At 51.5% G+C, this 23,104-nt stretch carries 21 protein-coding genes; 2 read left to right on the forward strand and 19 right to left on the reverse strand.

All coding sequences use genetic code 11. The features are described 5' to 3' along the window. The 5 genes from Q354_RS0116055 to glmU form a co-directional block, all read right to left on the reverse strand. A complete protein-coding gene (locus tag Q354_RS0116055) occupies positions 1 to 1,656 on the reverse strand; it encodes an AAA family ATPase (protein WP_027858486.1) in 1,656 nt (551 codons plus the stop codon). Next, complete coding sequence (locus Q354_RS0116060; protein WP_027858487.1) at positions 1,656 to 3,737, reverse strand: Mu transposase C-terminal domain-containing protein; 2,082 nt, start codon at positions 3,735 to 3,737, stop codon at positions 1,656 to 1,658. Before Q354_RS0116060 ends, Q354_RS0116055 begins: the two co-directional genes overlap by 1 nt. Beyond that, positions 3,721 to 4,551, reverse strand: a complete 831-nt coding sequence (locus Q354_RS0116065) for a heteromeric transposase endonuclease subunit TnsA (protein ID WP_027858488.1) — start codon at positions 4,549 to 4,551, stop codon at positions 3,721 to 3,723. The genes Q354_RS0116060 and Q354_RS0116065 overlap by 17 nt, the downstream gene beginning before the upstream one ends. A 143-nt stretch (positions 4,552 to 4,694) precedes the next feature. After that, positions 4,695 to 6,521 (reverse strand): glutamine--fructose-6-phosphate transaminase (isomerizing), encoded by a 1,827-nt coding sequence (gene glmS / locus Q354_RS0116070; protein WP_027858489.1) that lies wholly within the window; start codon positions 6,519 to 6,521, stop codon positions 4,695 to 4,697. Positions 6,522 to 6,539: 18 nt separating this feature from the next. Then, complete coding sequence (glmU, locus tag Q354_RS0116075; RefSeq protein WP_027858490.1) at positions 6,540 to 7,907, reverse strand: bifunctional UDP-N-acetylglucosamine diphosphorylase/glucosamine-1-phosphate N-acetyltransferase GlmU; 1,368 nt, start codon at positions 7,905 to 7,907, stop codon at positions 6,540 to 6,542. Positions 7,908 to 8,039: 132 nt separating this feature from the next. Between glmU and Q354_RS0116080 the strand changes: the two genes are divergently transcribed. Continuing rightward, positions 8,040 to 8,780 (forward strand): TrmB family transcriptional regulator, encoded by a 741-nt coding sequence (locus tag Q354_RS0116080; protein ID WP_027858491.1) that lies wholly within the window; start codon positions 8,040 to 8,042, stop codon positions 8,778 to 8,780. 88 nt (positions 8,781 to 8,868) lie between these two features. Here Q354_RS0116080 and Q354_RS0116085 read toward each other — a convergent pair whose 3' ends face one another. The 13 genes from Q354_RS0116085 to mnmG all read right to left on the reverse strand — a co-directional run bounded on the left by Q354_RS0116085 (position 8,869) and on the right by mnmG (position 20,347). Further along, on the reverse strand, positions 8,869 to 9,294 hold the full coding sequence (locus Q354_RS0116085; protein WP_027858492.1) for a F0F1 ATP synthase subunit epsilon: 426 nt from the start codon (positions 9,292 to 9,294) through the stop codon (positions 8,869 to 8,871). 35 nt (positions 9,295 to 9,329) lie between these two features. Next, complete coding sequence (gene atpD, locus Q354_RS0116090; protein WP_027858493.1) at positions 9,330 to 10,706, reverse strand: F0F1 ATP synthase subunit beta; 1,377 nt, start codon at positions 10,704 to 10,706, stop codon at positions 9,330 to 9,332. 36 nt (positions 10,707 to 10,742) lie between these two features. Continuing rightward, positions 10,743 to 11,606 (reverse strand): F0F1 ATP synthase subunit gamma, encoded by an 864-nt coding sequence (gene atpG / locus Q354_RS0116095; RefSeq protein WP_027858494.1) that lies wholly within the window; start codon positions 11,604 to 11,606, stop codon positions 10,743 to 10,745. Between the two features lie 79 nt (positions 11,607 to 11,685). Then, complete coding sequence (gene atpA / locus Q354_RS0116100) at positions 11,686 to 13,230, reverse strand: F0F1 ATP synthase subunit alpha (protein ID WP_027858495.1); 1,545 nt, start codon at positions 13,228 to 13,230, stop codon at positions 11,686 to 11,688. 14 nt (positions 13,231 to 13,244) lie between these two features. After that, positions 13,245 to 13,781, reverse strand: coding sequence for a F0F1 ATP synthase subunit delta (locus Q354_RS0116105; RefSeq protein WP_027858496.1), 537 nt, complete (start codon positions 13,779 to 13,781; stop codon positions 13,245 to 13,247). A 14-nt stretch (positions 13,782 to 13,795) separates the two neighbouring features. Then, positions 13,796 to 14,266: a F0F1 ATP synthase subunit B gene (locus tag Q354_RS0116110; protein WP_027858497.1), complete on the reverse strand. Its 471-nt coding sequence runs from the start codon at positions 14,264 to 14,266 to the stop codon at positions 13,796 to 13,798. A gap of 75 nt (positions 14,267 to 14,341) precedes the next feature. After that, positions 14,342 to 14,581 (reverse strand): F0F1 ATP synthase subunit C, encoded by a 240-nt coding sequence (gene atpE, locus Q354_RS0116115; RefSeq protein ID WP_027858498.1) that lies wholly within the window; start codon positions 14,579 to 14,581, stop codon positions 14,342 to 14,344. 79 nt (positions 14,582 to 14,660) lie between these two features. Continuing rightward, positions 14,661 to 15,488 (reverse strand): F0F1 ATP synthase subunit A, encoded by an 828-nt coding sequence (atpB, locus tag Q354_RS0116120; RefSeq protein ID WP_027858499.1) that lies wholly within the window; start codon positions 15,486 to 15,488, stop codon positions 14,661 to 14,663. Between the two features lie 16 nt (positions 15,489 to 15,504). After that, complete coding sequence (locus tag Q354_RS27535; protein WP_051560205.1) at positions 15,505 to 15,918, reverse strand: ATP synthase subunit I; 414 nt, start codon at positions 15,916 to 15,918, stop codon at positions 15,505 to 15,507. A 209-nt stretch (positions 15,919 to 16,127) separates the two neighbouring features. Further along, positions 16,128 to 17,021 (reverse strand): ParB/RepB/Spo0J family partition protein, encoded by an 894-nt coding sequence (locus tag Q354_RS0116130; protein WP_027858500.1) that lies wholly within the window; start codon positions 17,019 to 17,021, stop codon positions 16,128 to 16,130. Between the two features lies 1 nt (position 17,022). After that, positions 17,023 to 17,817 carry a ParA family protein gene (locus Q354_RS0116135; RefSeq protein WP_027858501.1) on the reverse strand — a complete coding sequence of 265 codons (795 nt, stop codon included), beginning with the start codon at positions 17,815 to 17,817 and terminating at the stop codon, positions 17,023 to 17,025. A gap of 2 nt (positions 17,818 to 17,819) precedes the next feature. Then, positions 17,820 to 18,452, reverse strand: coding sequence for a 16S rRNA (guanine(527)-N(7))-methyltransferase RsmG (gene rsmG, locus Q354_RS0116140; protein WP_036230285.1), 633 nt, complete (start codon positions 18,450 to 18,452; stop codon positions 17,820 to 17,822). Beyond that, positions 18,452 to 20,347 (reverse strand): tRNA uridine-5-carboxymethylaminomethyl(34) synthesis enzyme MnmG, encoded by a 1,896-nt coding sequence (gene mnmG / locus Q354_RS0116145; protein ID WP_027858503.1) that lies wholly within the window; start codon positions 20,345 to 20,347, stop codon positions 18,452 to 18,454. The genes rsmG and mnmG overlap by 1 nt, the downstream gene beginning before the upstream one ends. 851 nt (positions 20,348 to 21,198) lie before the next feature. Between mnmG and Q354_RS0116155 the strand changes: the two genes are divergently transcribed. Further along, positions 21,199 to 21,966 (forward strand): hypothetical protein, encoded by a 768-nt coding sequence (locus Q354_RS0116155; RefSeq protein ID WP_027858504.1) that lies wholly within the window; start codon positions 21,199 to 21,201, stop codon positions 21,964 to 21,966. A 692-nt stretch (positions 21,967 to 22,658) separates the two neighbouring features. On the opposite strand, the gene trxC is transcribed toward Q354_RS0116155, so the two are convergent. Then, complete coding sequence (trxC, locus tag Q354_RS0116160; protein WP_027858505.1) at positions 22,659 to 23,096, reverse strand: thioredoxin TrxC; 438 nt, start codon at positions 23,094 to 23,096, stop codon at positions 22,659 to 22,661. Positions 23,097 to 23,104: the final 8 nt, after the last annotated feature.

Raw genomic sequence — 23,104 nt, forward strand, 5'->3', positions numbered from 1 at the left:
TTATCCCACTCTTTTCATCCAGCTCGGCACATCAAACAAGTCCTGACCGTATTTGAGGTCTTCGTAAAGACATCCCTTATCCGCTTGGGAAAACTTAAATCTCAAATCGTCAGACGGAAGCGTATGCCATTCAGCCGGTTTTATATTCACTGTCTTTGGCTTATCCTGAACAGGCGTTTCTGAATACCAATCAAGTACGACCCGACTCAATTCCGGCAGGGAAAGATTCGGATATTCTCTGAAGACTTTTTCAATTAGGGGATGCAGCAAGCTAGTTTCGCACTCCATAGCCTGTAACATACTGTAGAGGCGCAAAGCCTTTTCATTGCCATTGAAAGCTGGAGTGCTTTCCTTCTCTGCTTGCTTCTCGTCGATCTGTTTCTTTAATTCTATAAGCCGCTTATCAATTTCTGGCATCTGAAGGTCAGAGTACTGAACGATAAGCTCCGGTTTGTCTTGCCGCAATGCATCAAGCATAGGATGTACCGGCTTCAGCTCCTGATCGTAAACTGTACGAAGCAGTTTCGCTGTTATTCGCTCCACTCCAGTGGCAATAGCACGCATTTGAGCAAGTACAAATAGCTTAACGACGATATCAAGCACACCCACGGACAGTTCAAACCAGCAATCTCGAATCTCTTCAGTTAACACTTCATCTTTTTTGGTCAACCATTGGTATTGCCATAACTTATCGGTAAAAGCCTGCCACTCAGTTTTTCTTACTTTACCGGTCTGCGGATCAACCCTGGCCAGACCCTTTTGCATAGGCCCCCAAAAGAGAGAACCAAACCCTGCACTCCGTCGACCAGACTGGAGCTCCATTTCAAATATGGGTCGAGCCTTCGGGGTACCCACCATCACTACGGGAACCCCAATCACGTTTACCAAGGCTACGAAGAATTCCAGCATCGCTTCCTTACTTACTGAACGCTTAAGGGTCAGGCGCTGAATCTCATCGATGACGAGTATGCCTAATGCCCGCTGTGTCGCCACCTGACCCATCAGGGAAAGCAGAACTTCTGTGCTATGGCGTTTCCGTGCATATTTCTCTTCGTAACTAGTATGAAGAGTGCGATCAACCTCACGGAAAAAGTTCAAGCAAAGGCTCTTCAACGAACCATCTGAAGGGCACTCTATTCTCAGGTAAGTGAGTTGAACGAAATTGTATTCTTGGTGATAAATAGCCTGCGGGTAGGTAGCCAGGATTCGGTTTATGGTCGAGCTCTTACCACTACCAGAGCAACCAATCAGAGATAAACTTTTGGCCGTCGATTTGGACTGTGCAAATTGAAAACTGTTAGAGGCTCCCGACATAATCCTTTGGTAGCCTTCCTGCATCTTTCTATTCAGGGAGCCATCCGCTATATTGCGACCAACGTAGCCTCCCCGAATCATGACAGACACCTTCTCTTCCAACTGCTTATGAGTTGATAAGGGTTGAAAGAAGTCATCTAAAAGCATACTGATCTGGTGAGCACGAATATGCGCCTTTTCGAAGCAGTCTTGCGGATTGAAGATAACCCTTCCACTCAACTGAACCTTGAGGTCTTGCAAGTCCATGATTGGTGGAAGAGCCTCTATCAAAGGATTACCACGGTAACGCTCGATACCTGGATCAATATAGACAGCCTCAACGAAGTTTTCAGGGAGAGGCATCAGTCATCTTCCCCAAAAAGTTCGTCGATATAGTCCGGATAGTCTAGATCTGGTTCCGAGCGGTCGATTCTTACTACCTCGCCAGGCTTTTCGCTATGCTCTATGGCAGGACGATGCGCCATCTCTTTCCTTTCCCTAGTCTTTTCCTTCTGTTTATTTTCGTTGATAGCACGGATTCGTTGAGCGTTAGATAAACTCGATGTATCTGGGGCAGATTTCTCGGCTTGGGCAATCTTATCAATGACGAATTCCTCATGTTGACGCTTCTTCGCTTTCGACTGAATTTTTGCCCTGGCGGATGTCTTCTTCTGCTCATCTCTTATCAACCAAACATCCCAGAATGAGGCCCCTCTAAACTCCCTAGATACATCGGCCAGATTACAGACCCAATACTTAATAGACCCCCTTTCAGGAAAGAGGTAGATTCTATCTGCAACTAGAGGATCATAAGCTGCGTCTATAGCACCAGGGCGTTTTACACTCTTACCTCGATGCATCCAGCCTTTCTGCAATAATTCTGACGATGTGTAGTAAAGACCAAACAAACAGGCACCTTGCTCTGACAAGGTTGCCCTTTTTTTAGGTAGTAACGCGATTCGAATTGCATCTGAATCAGCCTGACTTAGGCGCCCGGTTCTATTCTGCAATCCCCAATTCCAGAGCTCTATAGGCGTATTGGGAAGATCTGAAGGCATGTCGGCATCTCTATCGTACTTGTCCAATACGGCGTATTGGTTGTGGTAAAGCACGCTCGAGAGAATGATTTGGGTAAAGTCTCTCACCGTCAACTTGGCATCTAAGCGGTAATCCCTGCCTCCTCGCTTTTTCACCGTAGTGCCAGAAACATAACCAGGTACGAAATGACCGAACGAAGCCTGGATCGTCCTAAAGTTCCGTTCCACTATGCCTTTAGCATCTCCCCGATAAGGCGGTGTATTTTCTATCCTTACCGAGAAACTACTCTCTAGATTCTCAACTTGGTGTCCTAACAATTCCCCTCTGTCGGCTAAAACGGCGTCAGGTAATCCAACACTTGGCCAATCCTCCGGCTCGATGTCGAACTCTAATGCACTGCAATAGGCCGTTTTATCTGAGGCCGCCATATACAGTGCTTGCATTGCAGCTACATAAGAGGGCGTTTCAAATCCAATGTAGAAGCCTGCAATCATGCGGCTAAATACATCGATTACCATATACACTACTGGTCGACCAACAATATTCCCGCGATCACTGTCAGAAACGACATAAATATCGGCGACGGTGGCATCGATTTCATAACGAGAGCCTGGGCCAAGCACTTGCGTATTTGCCTTACTGTGCAAAGGCCTAATATCCTTGTTGTACTCAATGCTAGAAACTCGCTTTTTGAGGGTTTCTGGTTGTTGATACTCGCGCTTGTAGAAGTGCAGCATTTGCCAGTTACTAGGTAGCTCAGACTCCGAAGTATCTGGAAAGTAATTGCGATACATAGATTCAAAGCGGCGATGCGCATAGAGGAACGAATGCCCTTTATCTATAAGCAAATAGCGATCGATAGCGATACGAAACAAGCGTTCCGTGAACTCGTCTAATTTAGCGCCAACTCCAGGCGCATCTTTACGTGGGCGCCCAAGCTTCTTATCCTTGGCATGACGCCTTTTACCTTTCCCACCAGAATTTTTGTAGTCAGGCAACAGAGCATTCGGTACTTGGCCACGCTGCCAAAATCTCCTAACCAGACGATACAATGTCTGCTTGGTCGAACCCTTTTCGGCGAGAATGCGATTTATAATAGCCCCACGGCTTTTCGGCTCAAAGAAATCAGGCAGTTCAACTAGTGGCTTTATCAGAGTGAAGTTACTATCGCGTTTGCTTCTAGCAACGCTTCCCTCCAGAGGGGACTCAAAAGCCAGGTCCTTATAAGGATCCTCCAGCCGTTGAAGGTTCTCTTGATCGATAGCCTCAATCAATTCTTCAACTATCGCAATCTCGGGAAAAGCTGATTCATCATCTATATCGATCCAGACGAGGTGCTCGCCAAGCAGTTGCAGAACACGATATCGGCGGTCACCGAACTGAAGCACATCATTGATTCGAAACAAGATACACCTCCCGGATAAAATTTAGCTCTCCGAGTTTTAGATCCGAAGCCTTAAGTTTGGTGGTTGGAATAAACAAATCGAAGGTGAAATAACGCTTAGCCAGCAATTGCCTCACTTCGTGGAGAGACTCTCCGAGCGGTAGATCGTAGGCTGTATCCAATGCCTTACAGATAGAGATAACTGTTTTATCCCGATTTCTTTCGAGATGATGGGCGTAAAACTTTATCTGCTGAAGATCTATCTCCGTACTCTCTTCCTCTTCTCGCTGTGCTGGATAAAGCCACTTAATGTTTGTCGCAACCACAGCAGGCACTTCTGCTTCCGTGATCAGATACCAAGGCAACGCTTTCTCATGCCAATATCTACGTTCTAGCTCAAGCTTTTCCACAGTCCGACGATCATTCAATGCATCCCTATACTTCACTTGTAGGACAAATCTAGGCTCTTTCGCATTACTTGAATCGACTAGAAAGTCAGATGACATGTACTGATCAACACCCGCAACCTTGGGGTGCTTTATACCCGCATCTGCAGCGAGTCGGCGGGTAATATCTCTTTCTAACGGGAATTGCTCTCGAATTTGGGTAACTTCGCTATGCCATTCCAGCATCAAAAAGACAGATAACTCGAGATCTGATAACAGGTGATGTGTGCGCTTGGACTTATGTCCAAAGACACGGTGGACTCGTCCCAAGGAGGGTAGATCCCGAACTGTTAGCCAGGGCTTGTAGTCAGAATGCTGACCTATGCCACGGCCTTCCTTGACCATCTTTGCTAGCCGGGCCTCTGTAAGCCCATTCTTTTGTGACTTCATAAAAAAACCGCCGAACCTTGCTCATAAAACGAGCATAGGCACGACGGTTCCAGTATGCAACTTTATTACTCAGTATGATACTTTATTGCTTAGTATGATACTTTATTACTCACCGACACCGGTTTATTCAGGTCGGGCGTAACTTATTCAACCGTCACCGATTTTGCCAGGTTACGCGGCTGATCCACATCGGTGCCTTTCAGCACTGCTACATGATAGGACAGCAGCTGTAGCGGTACAGTGAAGACGATCGGTTCAAGGATCGCGGGGACTTCAGGCATATGCAGTACCGCCATACCCTCTTCTGGCTTCACTTGTTCGCTACAGCCGGCAAAGACAAACAGCTCGCCACCGCGGGCACGGACTTCCTGCAGGTTGGCTTTCAGCTTATCCAGCATACCGTTGCGGGGAGCTACCGTAACGACCGGCATATCCTTGTCGACCAGCGCCAGCGGGCCATGCTTCAGCTCACCGGCCGGATAGGACTCAGCGTGAATATAAGAGATCTCTTTAAGCTTCAGAGCGCCTTCCATCACCACCGGGTACATAGGGCCGCGGCCGAGGAACAAGCTGTGATGCTTCTCAGCAAACGACTGAGACATCAGCTCGATATCCTTATCCATCTCCAGCACCTGGCGGGTCAGTTCCGGCAGTTGTTGCAGCGCAGCTACGATTTCAGTCTCTTTCTCTTCGCTCAGGTTATGACGGCGGCCCAGCGCCAGTGTAGTCAGCAACAGGCCTACCAGCTGTGTCGTAAACGCCTTGGTGGATGCGACGCCGATCTCAGGCCCGGCATTGGTCATCAGGCAGAGGTCAGATTCACGTACCAGAGAGCTGCCCGGCACGTTGCAGATGGTCAGGCTGGCCAGCACGCGATCCTTAATCTCGCGTAGCGCCGCCAGGGTATCAGCCGTCTCACCGGACTGGGAGACACTGATAAACAGGGTGCCTTCCGGCAACACCACCGGACGGTAGCGGTATTCACTGGCCACTTCCACATTACAGGGAATGCCCACCAGGTCTTCAATCCAGTACTTGGCGACCATGCCGGCATGATAACTGGTACCACAGGCGATAATCTGGACCTGTTTCACCTGATCAAAGATCTCTGAAGCTCCGGCACCAAACGCCTGCTCCAGCAGACGGCCATTGCTCAGGCGACCCTCCATCGCGGCGGCCAGAACCTTTGGCTGCTCGTAGATCTCTTTCATCATGTAGTGCTTATACTCGCCTTTATCGGCAGAGGAAACACTATGCTCGTAGCGCACAACATCACGCTCGACAGACGCACCCGCCTGATCCCAGACTTCGATTCCGTCACAGCTGATACGGGCGACATCGCCTTCATCCAGAAACATAAAGCGATCGGTCACCTGCAACAGGGCCAACTGATCGGAGGCAATAAAGTTCTCGCCGATACCGACGCCAACCACCAGCGGGCTGCCTTTACGTGCAGCGATCATCTGTCCCGGATTATCCATCTGGATTACACCCAGGGCAAAAGCGCCTTCAAGCTTCGCCACAACTGTATTCACCGCGTCAAGGATAGCGCTGCCGCCATTCAGTTCAGCCTGCAGCAGGTGCGCAACCACTTCGGTATCGGTGTCAGAGGTAAACCGGAAGCCCTGCTTGATCAGTGCCGCTTTCAGGACTTCGAAGTTTTCGATAATACCGTTGTGAACAATCGCCAGGCGATCCCCTGACATATGAGGGTGGGCGTTGTTCTCGGTCGGCTTACCATGTGTCGCCCAACGGGTATGCGCGATACCCAGATGGCCTGACAGCGGGTTCTCAGCCAGCGCATCTGCCAATGCCTGTACCTTGCCGGTACGACGCAGGCGCTCTGTAGTATTACCATTACTCACTGCCATACCGGCAGAGTCATAACCACGATATTCCAGACGACGCAGGCCTTCCAGCAAGATCTCAGCAACAGGACGTGCCGCAACGGCACCTACAATTCCACACATTATTCGTTATCCCTTCCCTTACTTACTGCGCTTAACCGGACGCTGCCAGCCTTTAATATTGATTTGCTTACCACGGGCTACTGCCAGCTCGTTGTCGGCCACTTCCTTGGTCACCGTTGAACCTGCGCCCACGGTAGCACCGGCACCTACCTTAACGGGTGCAACCAGCGAGCTGTTGGAGCCGATAAATGCACCATCACCGATCTCTGTCAGCGACTTATTCACGCCATCGTAGTTACAGGTGATAGTACCGGCACCCACATTGACGTCCTTACCGATCACGGCATCACCAATGTAGGTCAGGTGGTTTACCTTGGAACCTTCGCCGATAGTGACCTTCTTAGTCTCGACAAAGTTACCGACCTTAGCCTTGTCAGCCAGCACCGTGGCCGGACGCAGGCGGGCAAAAGGACCGATATCACACTGTTCTCCAACCACAGCATCTTCAAGCACGGAGTTGGCCTTGATCACCGTACCATCGCCGATGGCACTGTTGCGGATAACACAGTTGGATTCGATCACAACGTTGCTGCCGATACGGACGTTACCTTCCAGCACTACATTCACATCGATACGTATATCGGTGCCCAGCTCGACCTCTCCACGCACATCAATGCGGGCAGGGTCTGCCAGGGTAGCACCGGATAGCATCAGCGTTTCAGCACGGCGTAACTGGTACCAGCGCTCCAGCTCTGCCAGCTGGACACGGTTGTTGACGCCCTGCACTTCCTGCTCGGTCTCCGGCTGGATCGCCTGAATAGAAACACCCTGCTGCGCAGCCATCGCGATTATGTCTGTCAGGTAATATTCACCCTGAGCATTTTCGCTGGACAGTTGTGGCAGCCAGTCGTTCAGCTTGGCAGCTGAGACCGCCAGAATACCGGTATTCACTTCGCGAATCGCTTTCTGCGCATCGCTGGCGTCTTTGTGCTCAACGATCGCGACAACTTCGTCGCCCTCATTCCGTACGATACGACCATAGCCGGTCGGATCCTGCAGATCGACAGTCAGCAGGCCGAGGTTGCCGCCTGCGGCAATATCAACCAACTCCGCCATCGTCTCGGTCTTTGTCAGCGGTACATCACCATATAGCACCAGTACCACACTATCCGCGGCAACCTGAGGCAGCGCCTGCGCGACGGCATGACCGGTGCCCAGCTGTTCCGCCTGCAGGGCAAAAGAGACCGCCTGTCCTTCCAGGGTCGCCTTAACCTGGTCGGCACCATGGCCCACCACAACATGTACGGATGCACTTTCCAGTGCTGAAGCATTATCAATTACGTGCTGTACCATGGGCTTACCGCCCACTGCATGCAGAACCTTAGGCAGCGCGGACTTCATGCGACTGCCCTGTCCTGCAGCAAGAATAACGACATCTACAGACATTTTGTCAGACATTCCTTGGTCGTGAGACCGTGTAAATTAGAAAAGATAAATACACAAAATAAACAGATTGGACGAACTTTATAGGAACCACTATCTTATGCAATACCACTTGTCATAGATAAATTGACAACTATGAGTAATGATATTTTTGATCAGCTTGGCCTATCGCCAAGAGAAGTCAGTATATACAAAGCCTTACTGAGCCTTGGCCCCGCTTCGATTCGTAATATCGCCGAAAAGGCCGGTATAAATCGTGGCACAAGCTATGAAACTTTAAAGGAATTACAGCAGAAAGGTGTCGTTACCTACCTGCCTAAAGGCAAGCGGCGATACTTCTCGCCCAGAGAACCCGAGGTGCTGCTGCAACTGGCGGAAGCCCGCCGTTCAGCGCTGGATTCGGCGATTGATAACCTGAAAGAGTCGGTCATTCCAGGATTAAATCACCTGAGGCCGGATTTCAGCAGCGCCAATGTACAGTTTTATGAGGGCGACGAAGGCATCGAGTGGGTATTGCGTGACATCCTGAACACCGTTTCTTCCCAGGACAAGAAACAGTATGCGGTGTTCTCCTCTAAACCAATCCGTGCCCACCTCTATCGCCCCTTTCCCAACTTTACCCTGCAGCGGGTACAGAAAGGTATCGAGGTTAAGGTGATTGCCATCGGTGACGGCGGTGAGGATGCCGCACTGTCAGAACGAAAGTGGATCAGAACGGAGGGGAAAGTCGACGCGGCCTATATTGCGGTCTATCCGCCGAAATGTGCCATTATCTCGCTGGCTTCAGAAAACTACCCCACGGCAGTGGTCATTCAGTCAAAGGAAGTCGCAACGGCACAGCAGATCGTCTTTGATACCCTGTGGGGGTTGCTCTGATAGGCGCTAGAGCCGACGATGCCAGCCCGGCCACAGAAGCAATAAAAAAGGCAGCCTGAGGGCTGCCTTTTTTGTCTGCACGTTGTAATTAACGAGCAACTTTCTTGCGAACCTGCTGCAGGGTACGCAGCTGTGCAACAGCTTCAGCCAGCTGAGAGGCGGCTTTCGAGTATTCAAACTCGGAAGTTTTATTCGCCATCGCCTGCTGAGCCTGTTTCTGAACTTCCATTGCAGCCGCTTCGTTCAGGTCAGCCGCTCGCAGCGCAGTGTCTGCAAGCACAATAACCTTGTGCGGTTGTACTTCAAGGAAGCCGCCGGAAACGTAGAAGACATCATCTTCGCCGCCCTGCTTGCGAAGCTCGACAGGGCCTGGTTTCAGTTCCGTCAGAAGCGGAGCGTGACCTGGATATACACCCAGGTCACCCAGGCTACCTGTTGCGGATACGAATTCGATCAGACCAGAGAAGATCTCTTCTTCAGCGCTGACGATATCGCAGTGAACAGTCATAGCCATGTTTATTACCTCTTAAAGGTTTCCGCTAGGAACGATTACAGGCTCTTAGCTTTCTCGATCGCTTCTTCGATGCCGCCTACCATGTAGAAGGCCTGCTCTGGCAGCTGGTCGTATTCACCGGCCAGGATGCCTTTGAAGCTGGCAATCGTCTCTTTAACCGGTACGTACTTACCTGGTGCGCCGGTAAAGATTTCAGCTACGAAGAACGGCTGAGACAGGAAGCGCTGAATCTTACGAGCACGGTCTACGGTCTGCTTGTCTTCATCAGACAGTTCGTCCATACCCAGGATCGCGATGATATCTTTCAGCTCTTTATAACGCTGCAGTACAGCCTGTACGCCACGTGCTGTATCGTAGTGATCGTTACCGATTACCAGAGGGTCCAGCAGACGGGAAGTAGAGTCCAGTGGATCTACCGCAGGGTAGATACCCAGCTCGGCGATGTTACGGGACAGTACCAGAGTCGCGTCAAGGTGAGCGAAGGTGGTTGCCGGAGACGGGTCAGTCAAGTCATCCGCCGGTACGTATACCGCCTGGAAGGACGTGATGGAACCAGTCTTGGTAGAAGCGATACGCTCCTGCAGTACACCCATCTCTTCAGCCAGAGTAGGCTGATAACCTACCGCGGAAGGCATACGACCCAGCAGTGCAGATACCTCAGTACCCGCCAGGGTGTAACGGTAGATGTTGTCTACGAACATCAGTACGTCACGGCCTTCGTCACGGAAGTGCTCTGCCATAGTCAGACCGGTCAGAGCTACACGCAGACGGTTGCCCGGTGGCTCATTCATCTGGCCGTATACCAGGGCTACTTTATCCAGTACGTTGGATTCCTGCATTTCGTGGTAGAAGTCGTTACCCTCACGAGTACGCTCACCTACACCGGCGAATACAGAGAAACCGGAGTGCTCGATCGCGATGTTACGGATCAGCTCCATCAGGGTTACGGTTTTACCTACACCCGCACCACCGAACAGACCAACCTTACCACCTTTGGCGATAGGCATGATCAGGTCGATTACCTTGATACCTGTTTCCAGGATGTCGATACCGGCAGACTGGTCAGCGTAATCAGGGGCTTTACGGTGAATCGGTGCTGAACCTTCAGCATCGATTGGACCGGCTTCATCGATCGGGTTACCCAGAACGTCCATGATGCGTCCCAGAGTACCCTGACCAACAGGTACAGAAATCGGAGCGCCAGTGTTGGCAACTTCCAGGCCACGGTTCAGACCTTCGGTCTGGCCCATAGCAATCGCACGTACAACACCATCACCCAGCTGCTGCTGAACTTCCAGTGTCAGACCGGCGTTATCAACGGTCAGTGCGTCGTAGACCTTCGGTACGGAGTCACGTGGGAATTCCACGTCGATTACCGCGCCGATAATCTGAACAATACGTCCGCTACTCATGTTCGGATCCTCTTAATCTTTTGAACCTGTTCACTGTTATACAGCAGCAGCACCACTAACGATCTCAGAGATTTCCTGAGTAATCGCAGCCTGACGAGCTTTGTTATAAACCAATTGCAGCTCATCAATAAGGTCGCCAGCATTGTCTGTGGCGTTCTTCATCGCCAACATCCGTGCTGCCTGTTCACAGGCATTGTTCTCAACCACGGCCTGGAAGACCAGGGACTCTACGTAACGTGACAGCAAGCCGTTCAACAGCTCTTTTGCTTCAGGTTCGTAGATGTAGTCCCAGTGATGGTTGAGACGCGTATCATCATCGTCTGCCTTGAGCGGAAGCAGCTGCTCGACAGCTGGCTTCTGAGTCATGGTGTTTACAAAGGAGTTGGATACCAGGAACAACTGGTCCAGCTTACCTTCGTCGTAGGCATCCAGCATGACCTTAACGGAACCAATCAGGTCCGCTACTTCCGGTGCTTCACCCAAATGGGTCTTAGCGGCTACTACATTGCCACCGAAGCTCTGGAAAAAAGTCACTGCTTTGGAGCCCAGCGCACAGATATCAATCTCTACGCCCTGATCCGCGAACTCTTTCATCGCCTGCGTAGTTGCTTTGAACTCGTTTACGTTCAAGCCACCACAAAGGCCGCGGTCAGTCGCAACCACGATAAAGCCAACTCGCTTGACTTCACGTTCTTGCAGATACAGATGCGTGTATTCGGGGTTGGACTTAGCCAGATGCTGGATCACGCCACGGATACTCTGAGAGTACGGGCGGGAAGCCTGCATACGGTCCTGGGCACGGCGCATTTTAGATGCAGCTACCATTTCCATGGCGCTGGTAATCTTACGCGTACCACCGATACTCGCAATCTTCGTCTTTATCTCTTTGCCGACTGCCATAAGTTCTTACCTTTGACCTAATATTTTGCTGAGGTCTGCACAGCATCTGCGTGCAGACCACCTCAATCACACGAAGTGATTACCAGGTCTGTGTAGACTTGAACTTCTCGATGCCAGCCTTGAACTGAGCAGCAATTTCATCGTTGTAACTGCCGGACTCGTCCACTTTCGCCATCAGGTCTGCATACTCAGACTTGAAGTAAGCGATCAGGGCTTCTTCGAATGCACCGATTTTCTTCAGGTCAACGTCTTTCAGGTAACCTTCGTTGGCAGAGTACAAGCTCAGGCCCATCTCAGCGACGGACATAGGCGCGTACTGCTTCTGCTTCATCAGCTCGGTTACAGCCTGACCATGCTCCAGCTGGTTACGCGTAGCGTCGTCCAGGTCAGAAGCGAACTGTGCGAATGCAGCCAGTTCACGGTACTGAGCCAGAGCCAGACGAATACCGCCACCCAGCTTCTTGATGATCTTAGTCTGAGCAGAACCACCTACACGGGATACGGACAGACCGGCGTTGATCGCCGGACGGATACCCGCATTGAACAGGTCAGTTTCCAGGAAGATCTGGCCATCAGTGATGGAGATAACGTTAGTTGGTACGAACGCAGATACGTCGCCACCCTGGGTTTCGATGATCGGCAGTGCAGTCAGGGAACCTGTCTGGCCTTTCACTTCACCGTTAGTGAATTTTTCTACGTATTCGGCGTTTACACGCGCAGAACGCTCCAGCAGACGGGAGTGTAGGTAGAAAACGTCACCCGGGTAAGCTTCACGACCTGGCGGACGGCGCAACAGCAGGGAGATCTGACGATATGCCCATGCCTGTTTTGTCAGATCATCATAGATGATCAGCGCGTCTTCACCGCGGTCACGGAAGTATTCGCCCATAGTACAACCGGAGTAAGGCGCCAGGTACTGCATAGAAGCAGGGTCTGAAGCACCGGCAGCAACAACAATGGTGTGATCCATTGCGCCGTGCTCTTCCAGCTTACGTACTACGTTTGCAATAGTAGACTGCTTCTGACCAACAGCGACGTATACACATTTTACGCCAGTGCCTTTCTGGTTGATGATCGCATCAATTGCCAGGGCAGTTTTACCAGTCTGACGGTCGCCGATAACCAGCTCACGCTGACCACGACCAACAGGTACCATTGCGTCTACTGCTTTGTAACCGATCTGTACAGGCTGATCTACAGACTTACGTTCGATTACGCCAGGCGCTACTTTTTCAACAGCGTCTGTCAGTTTAGCTTCGATCGGGCCTTTGCCGTCGATCGGGTTACCCAGTGAATCGACAACGCGACCACAAAGTTCCGGACCAACAGGTACTTCAAGGATACGGCCGGTGCAACGTGCAGTTGCGCCTTCTGCCAGGCCTGAAGCAGTACCCAGTACTACAGCACCTACGGAATCACGCTCCAGGTTAAGAGCCATACCGTAAACGCCACCAGGGAATTCGATCATTTCCCCGTACATTACATCAGCCAGGCCGTGGATGGTTACGATACCATCAGACACGCTGACTACAGTGCCCTCATTACGGGCTTCTGAAGACACATCCAGCTTTTCGATGCGCTTCTTGAGAATCTCGCTGATCTCAGATGGATTCAGTTGCTGCATGCTTTTTATTCCCCTCAGGAATTCATCGCTTCGGCCAACTTCGCGAGTCGCGCGCGAACGGAGCCGTCGATCACCAGGTCATCGGTGCGTACTACTACACCACCCAGGATAGATTTATCTACCTGAGCAATGAGTGACACTTCGCAACCTAGTTTTTTGCTCAGTGCCTGAGTAAGTTTCTGTTCCTGCTCGTCTGCCAAGGCGAAAGCGGTAGTCACTTCAATATCCAGTGACTGCTCGCGGCTCGCTTTCAGCTTGTCGAACTGAGAAGCAACTTCCGGCAAAACCGACAGACGTTTGTTATCTGCCAGCAGCTTAAGGAAGTTAATACCCGCTTCGTCAGCCTTTTCTCCGCACAGATCAACCATAACTTCTGCTTTCTGCGCATCAGTCAGAGACGGTGTACCCAGTACACGGGCTACAGTCTCATCCTGTACCGCAGCAGCAGCCAGGTTAAGCATTACGGACCACTGATCGAGGCTTCCCTTATCCGCGGCAAACTCAAAAGCAGCCTTGGTGTAAGGTCGAGCGACGGTGTTGACTTCAGCCATCGTTTATTCCTCGCTTAAAGCTCAGCGGCCAGTTTTTCAACAAGCTTGCCGTGTGCTTTTTCGTCGATGGAAGCTTCCAGAACTTTTTCAGCACCAGCCAGTGCCAGCGCCGCTACCTGAGAGCGCAGCTGTTCACGAGCCTGATTGATTTCCTGATCCAGTTCCGCCTGAGCAGCAGTTTTAACGCGACCAGCTTCGTCGGAAGCCTGTTCTTTGGCTTCGTCGATGATCTGGTTAGCACGCTTGTTAGCCTGCTCAATGATGGCGGCTGCTTCTTCTTTGCTCTTACGCAGATCAGCAGCGGCCTTCTCTTTAGCCAGCTGCAGGTCGCGCTCAGCACGATCAGCAGCGTCCAGGCCTTCAGCAATCTTCTGCTTACGTTCTGCCAGTGCGGCCGTAATAGGCGGCCATACGTACTTCATGCAGAACCAAACAAAAATTGCGAACGCGATGACCTGACCAATGATGGTGAGATTGATATTCACGCCATTAACCCTCGCAGTTGTCGTACAAACAAGTAGCTCCTCGCCTCAGAGGGAGGAGGTTACATATCTACTTTATTAGCCGGCAACAGCGAACAGGATGTACATGCCCAGACCAACACCGATCATAGGTACAGCGTCAACCAGACCCATTACGATGAAGAACTGAGAGCGAAGCAGTGGAACCAGTTCAGGCTGACGTGCAGCACCATCCAGGAACTTACCACCCAGCATGCCGATACCAACAGCGGCGCCAATTGCAGACAGACCCATCATCAGTGCAGCAGCGATGTACAGCAAAGCAGTACCCATTTCCATCGTTGTTTCTCCAGTAATTTAATTAACTAAAAGTTTGAGGTTTAAGAAAAACTTGTTTATCAGATTAAGACGCGTCAGATCAGTGATCGTCATGTGCCATCGCCAGATAGACGATTGTCAGCACCATGAAGATAAACGCCTGCAGCGTGATAACCAGAATGTGGAAGATCGCCCAAGGCACGGACAGTGCCCACTGTACCCAGAAAGGCAGCAGTGCGATCAGAATAAATACCATCTCACCCGCGTACATGTTACCGAACAGTCGCAGTGCAAGAGAGATCGGTTTAGCCAGCAGGCCAACCAGTTCCAGGAACAGGTTAAAAGGCAGCAGCCATTTACCCAGCGGCTGGAAAGACAGCTCAGCCAGGAAGCCGCTAACACCTTTCTGTTTGATGCTGAAGAAGATAATCAGACCAAACACGGTGAAGGCCATACCCAGGGTTGCGTTCACGTCAGTCGTAGGTACGACTTTCATGTATTCCACACCCATCTGGCTGGCAATAAACGGAATCCAGTCAACTGGCACCAGGTCCATCGCATTCATCAGGAAAACCCAGACGAAGATTGTCAGCGACAAAGGTGCAATCAGAGCATTTTTGTAATGGAAGATACCCTTGACATTATCATCAACGAACTCGATCACTGTTTCGACAAAGTTCTGGGCACCGCCAGGTACATCGGAGGTCACATTCTTAGCAACTTTGCGGAAGAACCAGCAGAACAAAAGACCCAGTGCAACAGACCAGAACATAGTGTCCAGGTTGATTGCCCAAAAGCCCATTTCAGCCGCTTCATGCGCGCCATGTGCGATAGACCAGCCGTTATCGGGATGGTTACCGAAGGTCAGGTTGGTAAGGTGGTGAGTTATATACTCTGAGGATGTTTGCGTTCCACTTCCACTTGCCATTCTCAGTTTCTCTCGTTCAAAGTTTCAGGAACCGGTTGTTAGCCTTTATCTGTGTCACCCAGTAAATCAGGTGCATCAGCATAAAAGTGCCAAATAAGGAAAATGGGCTCACAGGGCGAACCAGGATAAATACCGCTGCAAAAAGCAGGATAGTTATCGCCATTTTCCATATTTCACTTATGTACATCTGGGCCAGTGCGCCTTTAGCACTCGCCCCTTTGCCATCGGACAAAGCGCGAGAGGCAAAATAGAGATTGGGAATCAGGTAGATAAGACCACCACTCAGAGCTGAATAAGCCTCTTTTTCTCCCACCAGGGTAAGTCCACCACTAATTAGCAGGATTAAGATTCCCTGCCAGAGTAGAACTTTAAACACCTGCTTACGTGCTGCCCGACTATGGGCACCCTGTTTCGGCTGTTTTCTACCCATTTCCCGATACAACCCGACTGACCTCAGTTTTCTGCCCCTATTCAGCGCATAAGCATCCGAATAGCGTGCAGATTATATGAGCTAACTGGAGGCGAAACAACCAGCTAAATAGGTATTTGCACTAATGTAGTAAAGTGAGGGTAAAACGGTTTGCGACAAGCGTCCTACCAATCCGATTTCAGGGCTGCACAGCGAGGTGCCAAAGCGCTTCAGCTCAGCTGCCTCAGCAGGACTTCCAGCATTTCAGCATTTTCATAGGCAATCGTTATTTTACCTTTGCCTTTGGCGTTCTCACTGATTTTCACCTGCGTCGCTAACTGCTTCGACAGTGAATTCTCCCACTCTTTGAAGTCAGCCCGTGGAGCTGGCTTCTCCGGCGCCGGGTTGCTTTTGGCAGCCTGGATCTTTTTCACAAAAGCTTCGGTCTGGCGCACAGACATCCCTTTGGCAACCACCTGGCGGGCGGCATCGATCTGACTTTCGTCCAGAGCCAACAGGGCCCGGGCATGTCCCATCTCCAGATCGCCATACTCAAGCAGTTTACGCACGTCCTGCTGCAGGTTGAGCAGGCGCAGCAGATTGGTTACCGCCGAACGGGATTTCCCCACCGCCTGTGCCACTTCAAGCTGGGTCAGTTCAAACTCACTCTGCAGTCGTTGCAGCGCCAGTGCTTCTTCGATGGGATTAAGGTTCTCACGCTGTATATTTTCGATCAGCGCCATGGCGATGGCCGCTTCATCAGGGACATCCCTTACCACCGCCGGGATATCCGTCAGCCCGGCCATCTGGCTTGCCCGCCAGCGACGTTCACCGGCGATGATCTCATACTGACCTTCTGCCACGGGCCTGACCACAATGGGCTGCATCACCCCCTGGACTTTAATCGAGTCGCTCAGCTCTTCCAGTGCCTGAGGCTCAAGGTCACGGCGAGGCTGGTATTTACCACGCTGAATACAGTCAAGATCGAGGTGTACCAGGGCACCGTCACGCACTTCAGCGGCGCTATCTGCCGCGATGGGGGTCGACAGTTCAGGCGCTGTATCCTCGACTCCGGACAAAAGTGCATCCAGGCCCCGTCCCAGGCCTCGTTTCTTCACTGCCATCTTAAGCTTCCTGTAATACTTCGTTTTTCGCCTGGCGGCTGCGGCGAATCAGTTCACCGGCCAGCGCCAGGTAGGCAACAGCGCCGCGGGAATTTTTATCATAAAGCAGCGCCGGCAGGCCATGGCTGGGCGCTTCAGCCAGGCGTACATTGCGGGGAATGACGGTGCGATAGACCTTTTCCCCGAAATACTCCAGCAGGTGATCAGAGACATCTTTTGTCAGGCTCATGCGCGGATCAAACATGGTACGCAGTATGCCTTCGATCTTAAGCTCAGGATTCAGGCGCTGATTGATCTTATTAATAGTCCCCACCAGGGCGGAGATACCTTCCAGGGCGTAGTATTCGCATTGCATAGGAATAATAACGCCACTGCTGGCTGCCAGCGCATTGACGGTGAGCAGATTGAGTGACGGCGGATTATCGATCAGCACATATTCATACTCTTCGATAATCGGCTGCAGTGCCATCTTCAGCCGGAACTCCCGCCGCGGCATCTGCAACAGTTCGACTTCAGCAGCGGTCAGGTCACCATTGGAACCGATCAGGTCATAACCGGCCGGACAATTACTGATACGAGTCTCGACCGCACTGGCCTGATCGGTCAGCAGTTCGTAAACGGATCCTTCCAGTGTATGTTTATCCACACCACTTCCCATTGTGGCGTTACCCTGTGGATCCATATCGATCAGCAGCACCCGCTTTTTCGTAACAGCCAGCGAGGCAGCCAGATTTACGCAGGTGGTCGTTTTACCCACACCACCCTTCTGGTTGGTGATCGTCAGGATTTTAGCCACGGTCAGATTCTCCCAAGAATCAGCAGATGCCGCTCCCCTTCTGTTTCAGGAACATCCAGAGGGTGGCATTGTTTCAGCTCGTAGCCGGCAGGCAGTTCTGCCAGCTCGCTGTCAGGATACAGTCCTTTCATTGCAAGAAAAACACCATCCTGATGGCACAGTGGACCGGTCCACTGGATCATTTGCTGCAGTGAAGCAAAAGCGCGGGAGATCACCTGCTGGAATGGCTCAACCCGGTACTCTTCCAGGCGGGTATGTACCACGGTCAGGTTCTCGAGCCCGAGTTCCAGCTTGACCTGATTCTGGAAGCGGGTCTTTTTACCGTTACTGTCGAGTGTAGTCACCGCCAGCTCGGGTCGACAGATCGCCAGAGGAATTCCCGGCAGGCCCGGCCCGCTGCCAACGTCGATAATCGGCAGCTCCGAAACGAATGGCAGTATCGACAGGCTATCCAGCAGGTGACGGCTGACCATCTCCTGCGGGTCACGCACCGCAGTCAGGTTATAGGCCTTATTCCACTTGATCAGCAGCGCCAGGTAATCCAGCAGCTTGTCGATCTGCTGCTGACTGATGTCGAGGTTCATCCGGGAGATGCCCCGGGTCAGTTGTGTTGCCAGTGTTGGATCCAGCGTCATTAACCTGTTGCCTTCTGCTGTTTGTCTGCCAATTGACGTTTTTTAAGATTGACCAGCAGCAATGACAGCGCAGCCGGCGTCATGCCCTGAATACGTGAAGCCTGGGCAATGGTTGCCGGGCGAATCTCTTCCAGCTTGCTGGTCAGTTCATTCGACAGACCACTTACCTGCTGGTAATTGAAATCGGCTGGCAGCGGCGTATTTTCCTGGCGTCGCAGCTGCTCGATCTCATCTTTCTGGCGATCGATATAGCCGGCATATTTAAACTGGATCTCAACCTGTTCAGCGACCTGGGGATTTTCCACTGCCTCCCCCTTCAGGGCCGCGACATCCGGATAGCTCAGTTCCGGCCGCTTCAGCAGATCCGCCAGATTATATTCCCGGCTCAGCGGCGTCTTCAGCTTTGCATTCAGCTGCTCGGCGGCTTCAGTGGCCGGCTGAATCCAGGTCTCTTGCAGACGCTGTTGTTCGCGTTCGATCTGTTCACGTTTTTCGCAGAACTGGCGCCAGCGCGCTTCGCCGACCAGTCCCAGCTGATAACCTTTCTCAGTCAGGCGCAGGTCAGCATTGTCTTCACGCAGGATCAGGCGGTATTCGGCACGGCTGGTAAACATCCGGTAGGGCTCAGAAGTGCCCAGAGTAATCAGGTCATCCACCAGTACGCCGATATAGGCTTCATCGCGGCGTGGGTACCAGGCTTCTTTGCCCTGGGCCCGGGCCGCCGCATTGTAACCCGCGAGTAATCCCTGGGCTGCCGCTTCTTCATAGCCGGTGGTACCGTTGATCTGACCGGCGAAAAACAGGCCGCTGATATGTTTGGTTTCCAGCGTATGTTTCAGATCCTGGGGATTGAAGAAATCGTACTCGATGGCATAGCCCGGACGGGTGATATGGGCATTTTCAAAACCCCGGATCGAACGTACCGCGGCCAGCTGAATATCAAACGGCAGGCTGGTTGATATGCCGTTGGGATAAAGCTCATGGGTGGTTAAACCTTCCGGTTCGACAAACACCTGATGCTGGTTCTTGTCCGCGAAGCGCATGATCTTATCTTCGACGGAGGGGCAGTAACGCGGACCGGCACCATCGATCACCCCGGTATAGAGTGGCGAGCGGTCAAGGCCGCTGCGCAGAATCTCATGGGTACGTTCATTGGTGTGAGTGATGTAGCAACTGATCTGCTGCGGCTGCTCCGCTGCTGATCCCATGTAGGACATCAACGGCGTCGGCGTATCTCCGGGCTGTTCCTGCATCAGTGAGAAGTCAACGCTGCGAGCGTCGATACGCGGAGGCGTTCCGGTCTTCAGGCGTTCAACGCGCAGGGGAAGCTCACGCAAACGATCAGCCAGCGCGACAGAAGGAGGGTCTCCCGCCCTACCTGCCGCATGGTTTTCCAGTCCGATATGGATTTTACCGGCGAGGAAGGTGCCTGCTGTCAAAATGACCGACTCGGCATGAAAACGGATACCGGTCTGGGTCACCACTCCCCTGATGCGATCGCCCTCGATAATCAGGTCGTCGGCAGATTGCTGGAATAAAACCAGGTTCTCCTGATTTTCAAGGATATGTCGGATTGCCGCCTTGTAGAGAATCCGGTCAGCCTGAGCCCGGGTTGCTCTGACGGCCGGGCCTTTGCGTGAGTTCAGAACCCTGAACTGAATACCACCGCGGTCTGTTGCCCGTGCCATGGCACCATCGAGTGCATCAACTTCTTTCACCAGATGACTTTTGCCAATACCACCGATAGCCGGATTACATGACATCTGCCCGAGTGTTTCGATGTTGTGAGTCAGCAGTAATGTCTGTGCGCCCATGCGTGCAGCTGCCAGGGCAGCCTCGGTTCCTGCATGACCACCACCAATGACGATGACGTCAAATCGGCTTGGGTAATCCACGCCTCTACCTCGTTTATAAATTCAGAAGACTTCCCGGAATCGGGAGAGAACAAAAAGGGAGCTGATTATACCTCTCTCTAAGCAACGAGGGAATGGTACAAAATTTGTACAGTGTCAGACTGAATGACTTTCTCTCTGTCTAACCTGATAAAAATATATAAGAAGAATATATATAAAGATCTTTTGTTATTGTTTGTTATTAATAGGCTTGCCCCTTTCTGTGTCTATCCTAATAAAATCCTTATAAAACATGAATTTATCAGGAACCAAACTATGTAAAGAAGGTGCGGACCCGTGGTGTTCTGCCTTGGTATAAGCTGTCTATAAAGAGGCGGGTTATCCATAGGCCAATCTGTCCACACGGTTATCCCGGGGTTACTTAACCTCAGGCTGACACCTTATCCATAGGATATACCGGACGGGAATTTGCCAACGGATTGGGCCTGATTCCCTGTACAGATAACAGCGGTACCTGTGTGTAAGCTTGGGGTTGATTGTGAATCAAATGCTATACACAATCATAACGATGGGAATGGGAAGCTTTAAGGCCTGATTGTCAAGGTCATCCACAGCGGCTATACCGGAAGGTTGATCCACTGCCCTGTGTAATTATAGTTTTATTATATATATCAATTAGATAGATGGTTATATATTCGGTTGATTAGCTGTCAATAAGTGTAATCCGGATTAATCATAATAGGTGGATAAGTAGTGGAAAAGCGGGGATAAACCGCTGTGCGTAAGTCTGCCACTCAGGTGAAAGGGAGCTTTTGAGTCAAATGCTGCTCAGACAGTGGGTAAGTTTTTTTTCGATTTCTTTGTGGATAACACTGAGTGGCTGCAGTACTTCAATGCCCTCTTCCACTTCGGATACACAACAGCTTTTACTGGTCCCTCCCCCACTGGATCAGTTCGGCTTCGAGGCCGGTCGACTGGAAACCGCGGATCTGGACTGGATCGCCGTGATGCCGCCGCAACAGCCCTTAACGGCGCTGCGGGTCTATATCGAGGGAGATCTTTCATTCTGGAACCTCGAAATACCGCGTATTGCGCCTTTCTCTCTGGCCTACAGGTTATTCCTGACGGATCCTTCGCCACAGAAAATCTATCTGGGAAATATCTGTAACAGCCCCTTCAGTGATCGCTGGTGTCGCAGCTACTATCAGGAACAGCCCAGGTTCGGGGCCGCTTCTGTCCGCGCTATGCGTCAGGCACTGACATCATTGCAAGGACGCTACGGAGAGATAGGTTTTGAGCTGATCGGAACTTACGACGGTGGTGCGCTGGCAATGTTGACGGCAGCGCAGGACCATCGCGTGACCGCGGTGCGGACGCTGTTTGCACCACTGGATTTCGAAAAGATGTCGGCTATCAATAATGTCCGGCCGATGATCGCCGGTCCCGAGCAGTTTTATCATCTGCTACAGCGGCTTCCCCAGCTACACTGGTTCGAGGTTGGGGACGATCTAATGCCGGAGGTGGTTGCGGCTGCTTACGCGGACAGGTATCGGGATCGCAGTTGTCTCAGGATCAGGGTAATCACCCGTGGCGGAGACTGGACCTGGTGGGCACGGCAGTGGCCGACCTTGTTGTCTGATATTCCCTGGTGCCAGTCGTAATCAGGTTATGCACAGTGGGCCGGCTGTTTGAGTCAGAACAGCTCTGGGCGGAACCGCTACTGTTGGCTTGGATATCTGGGTTCAATGTGTATAAAAATAGTTGTTTGTAATCATAATGTTACTGATTATTCTCATCAGATTTTCCGTCATGGAGCGCTTATTCCAGGGTTGCTTGCCCTGTGTTAATAACATGATGGGATTTACTCCCCCATCTTTTTACACATAATTCACATAGTTATGCACAGGGTTCTGTCTCAGAACGGTAATGGCAGTAACATCAGGCAAAGCATGGCAGCGCCCGCCAGTGAGATCAGGGGAAAGCTAAATCTGGAATCCATAGTTCGATGCTCCTTGAGATGATTACTCGACCATATCGGGTAACAGATTTAAATGCAAATAAATATCAATTAGATTTAGATTTGCGCTGCTTAGCCGATCCTGCTGTCTCACTGAGCAAGGGATCATTTTAATCTGTCAGCATTTCATCCGGACCTTCGCTGCCCGTCACCTTTTATTCACAGTCCGCTCTGAAAGTCTGGGTTCCGCTCCTGCCCTGTATTTCTGCTCAGTGCCGTCAGACGCTGTTGCTGTTTATCCACATCGGGTATGACCGGAGCTGATATCCACAAAAAAGGCCTGCTGTCATATGCTGGCAGCAGGCCCTTGGGTGCAGCGGTTGTGGATAGTTAAGATCAGAGGCTGATACCCTGCTGCAGCAGCCACTGTTTAAGCTGTGCCAGAGGAACGGCTCCGTTCAGTCGTGCCACCTCTTGGCCCTGCCGGAACAGGATCAGGGTCGGAATGGAGCGGATCTGCCACTGTGCGGCAATGGCCTGTTGTGCTTCGGTATCCAGTTTGGCGAGTCGAAGATGGGGTTCAAACTGCTGCGCCGCCTGGTTGAAGACCGGTGCAAACTGCTGACAGGGACCACACCAGCTGGCCCAGCAATCGACCAGTACCGGAATATCATTCTTAGCGAGAGTGGCGCTTATATTTGCTGCTGTGATATCGAGCGGCTTGCCTGTGAATATCACCTGCTTGCATTTGCCACATTTCGGGCCATCGCCCAGTCGTTCTTCCGGCAGACGGTTGCTCACCTGGCAGTGTGGACAACTGATATTGATAGCCATTCGAACTC

Source organism: Marinobacterium jannaschii DSM 6295 (assembly GCF_000620085.1).
Lineage (GTDB): Bacteria > Pseudomonadota > Gammaproteobacteria > Pseudomonadales > Balneatricaceae > Pontibacterium > Pontibacterium jannaschii.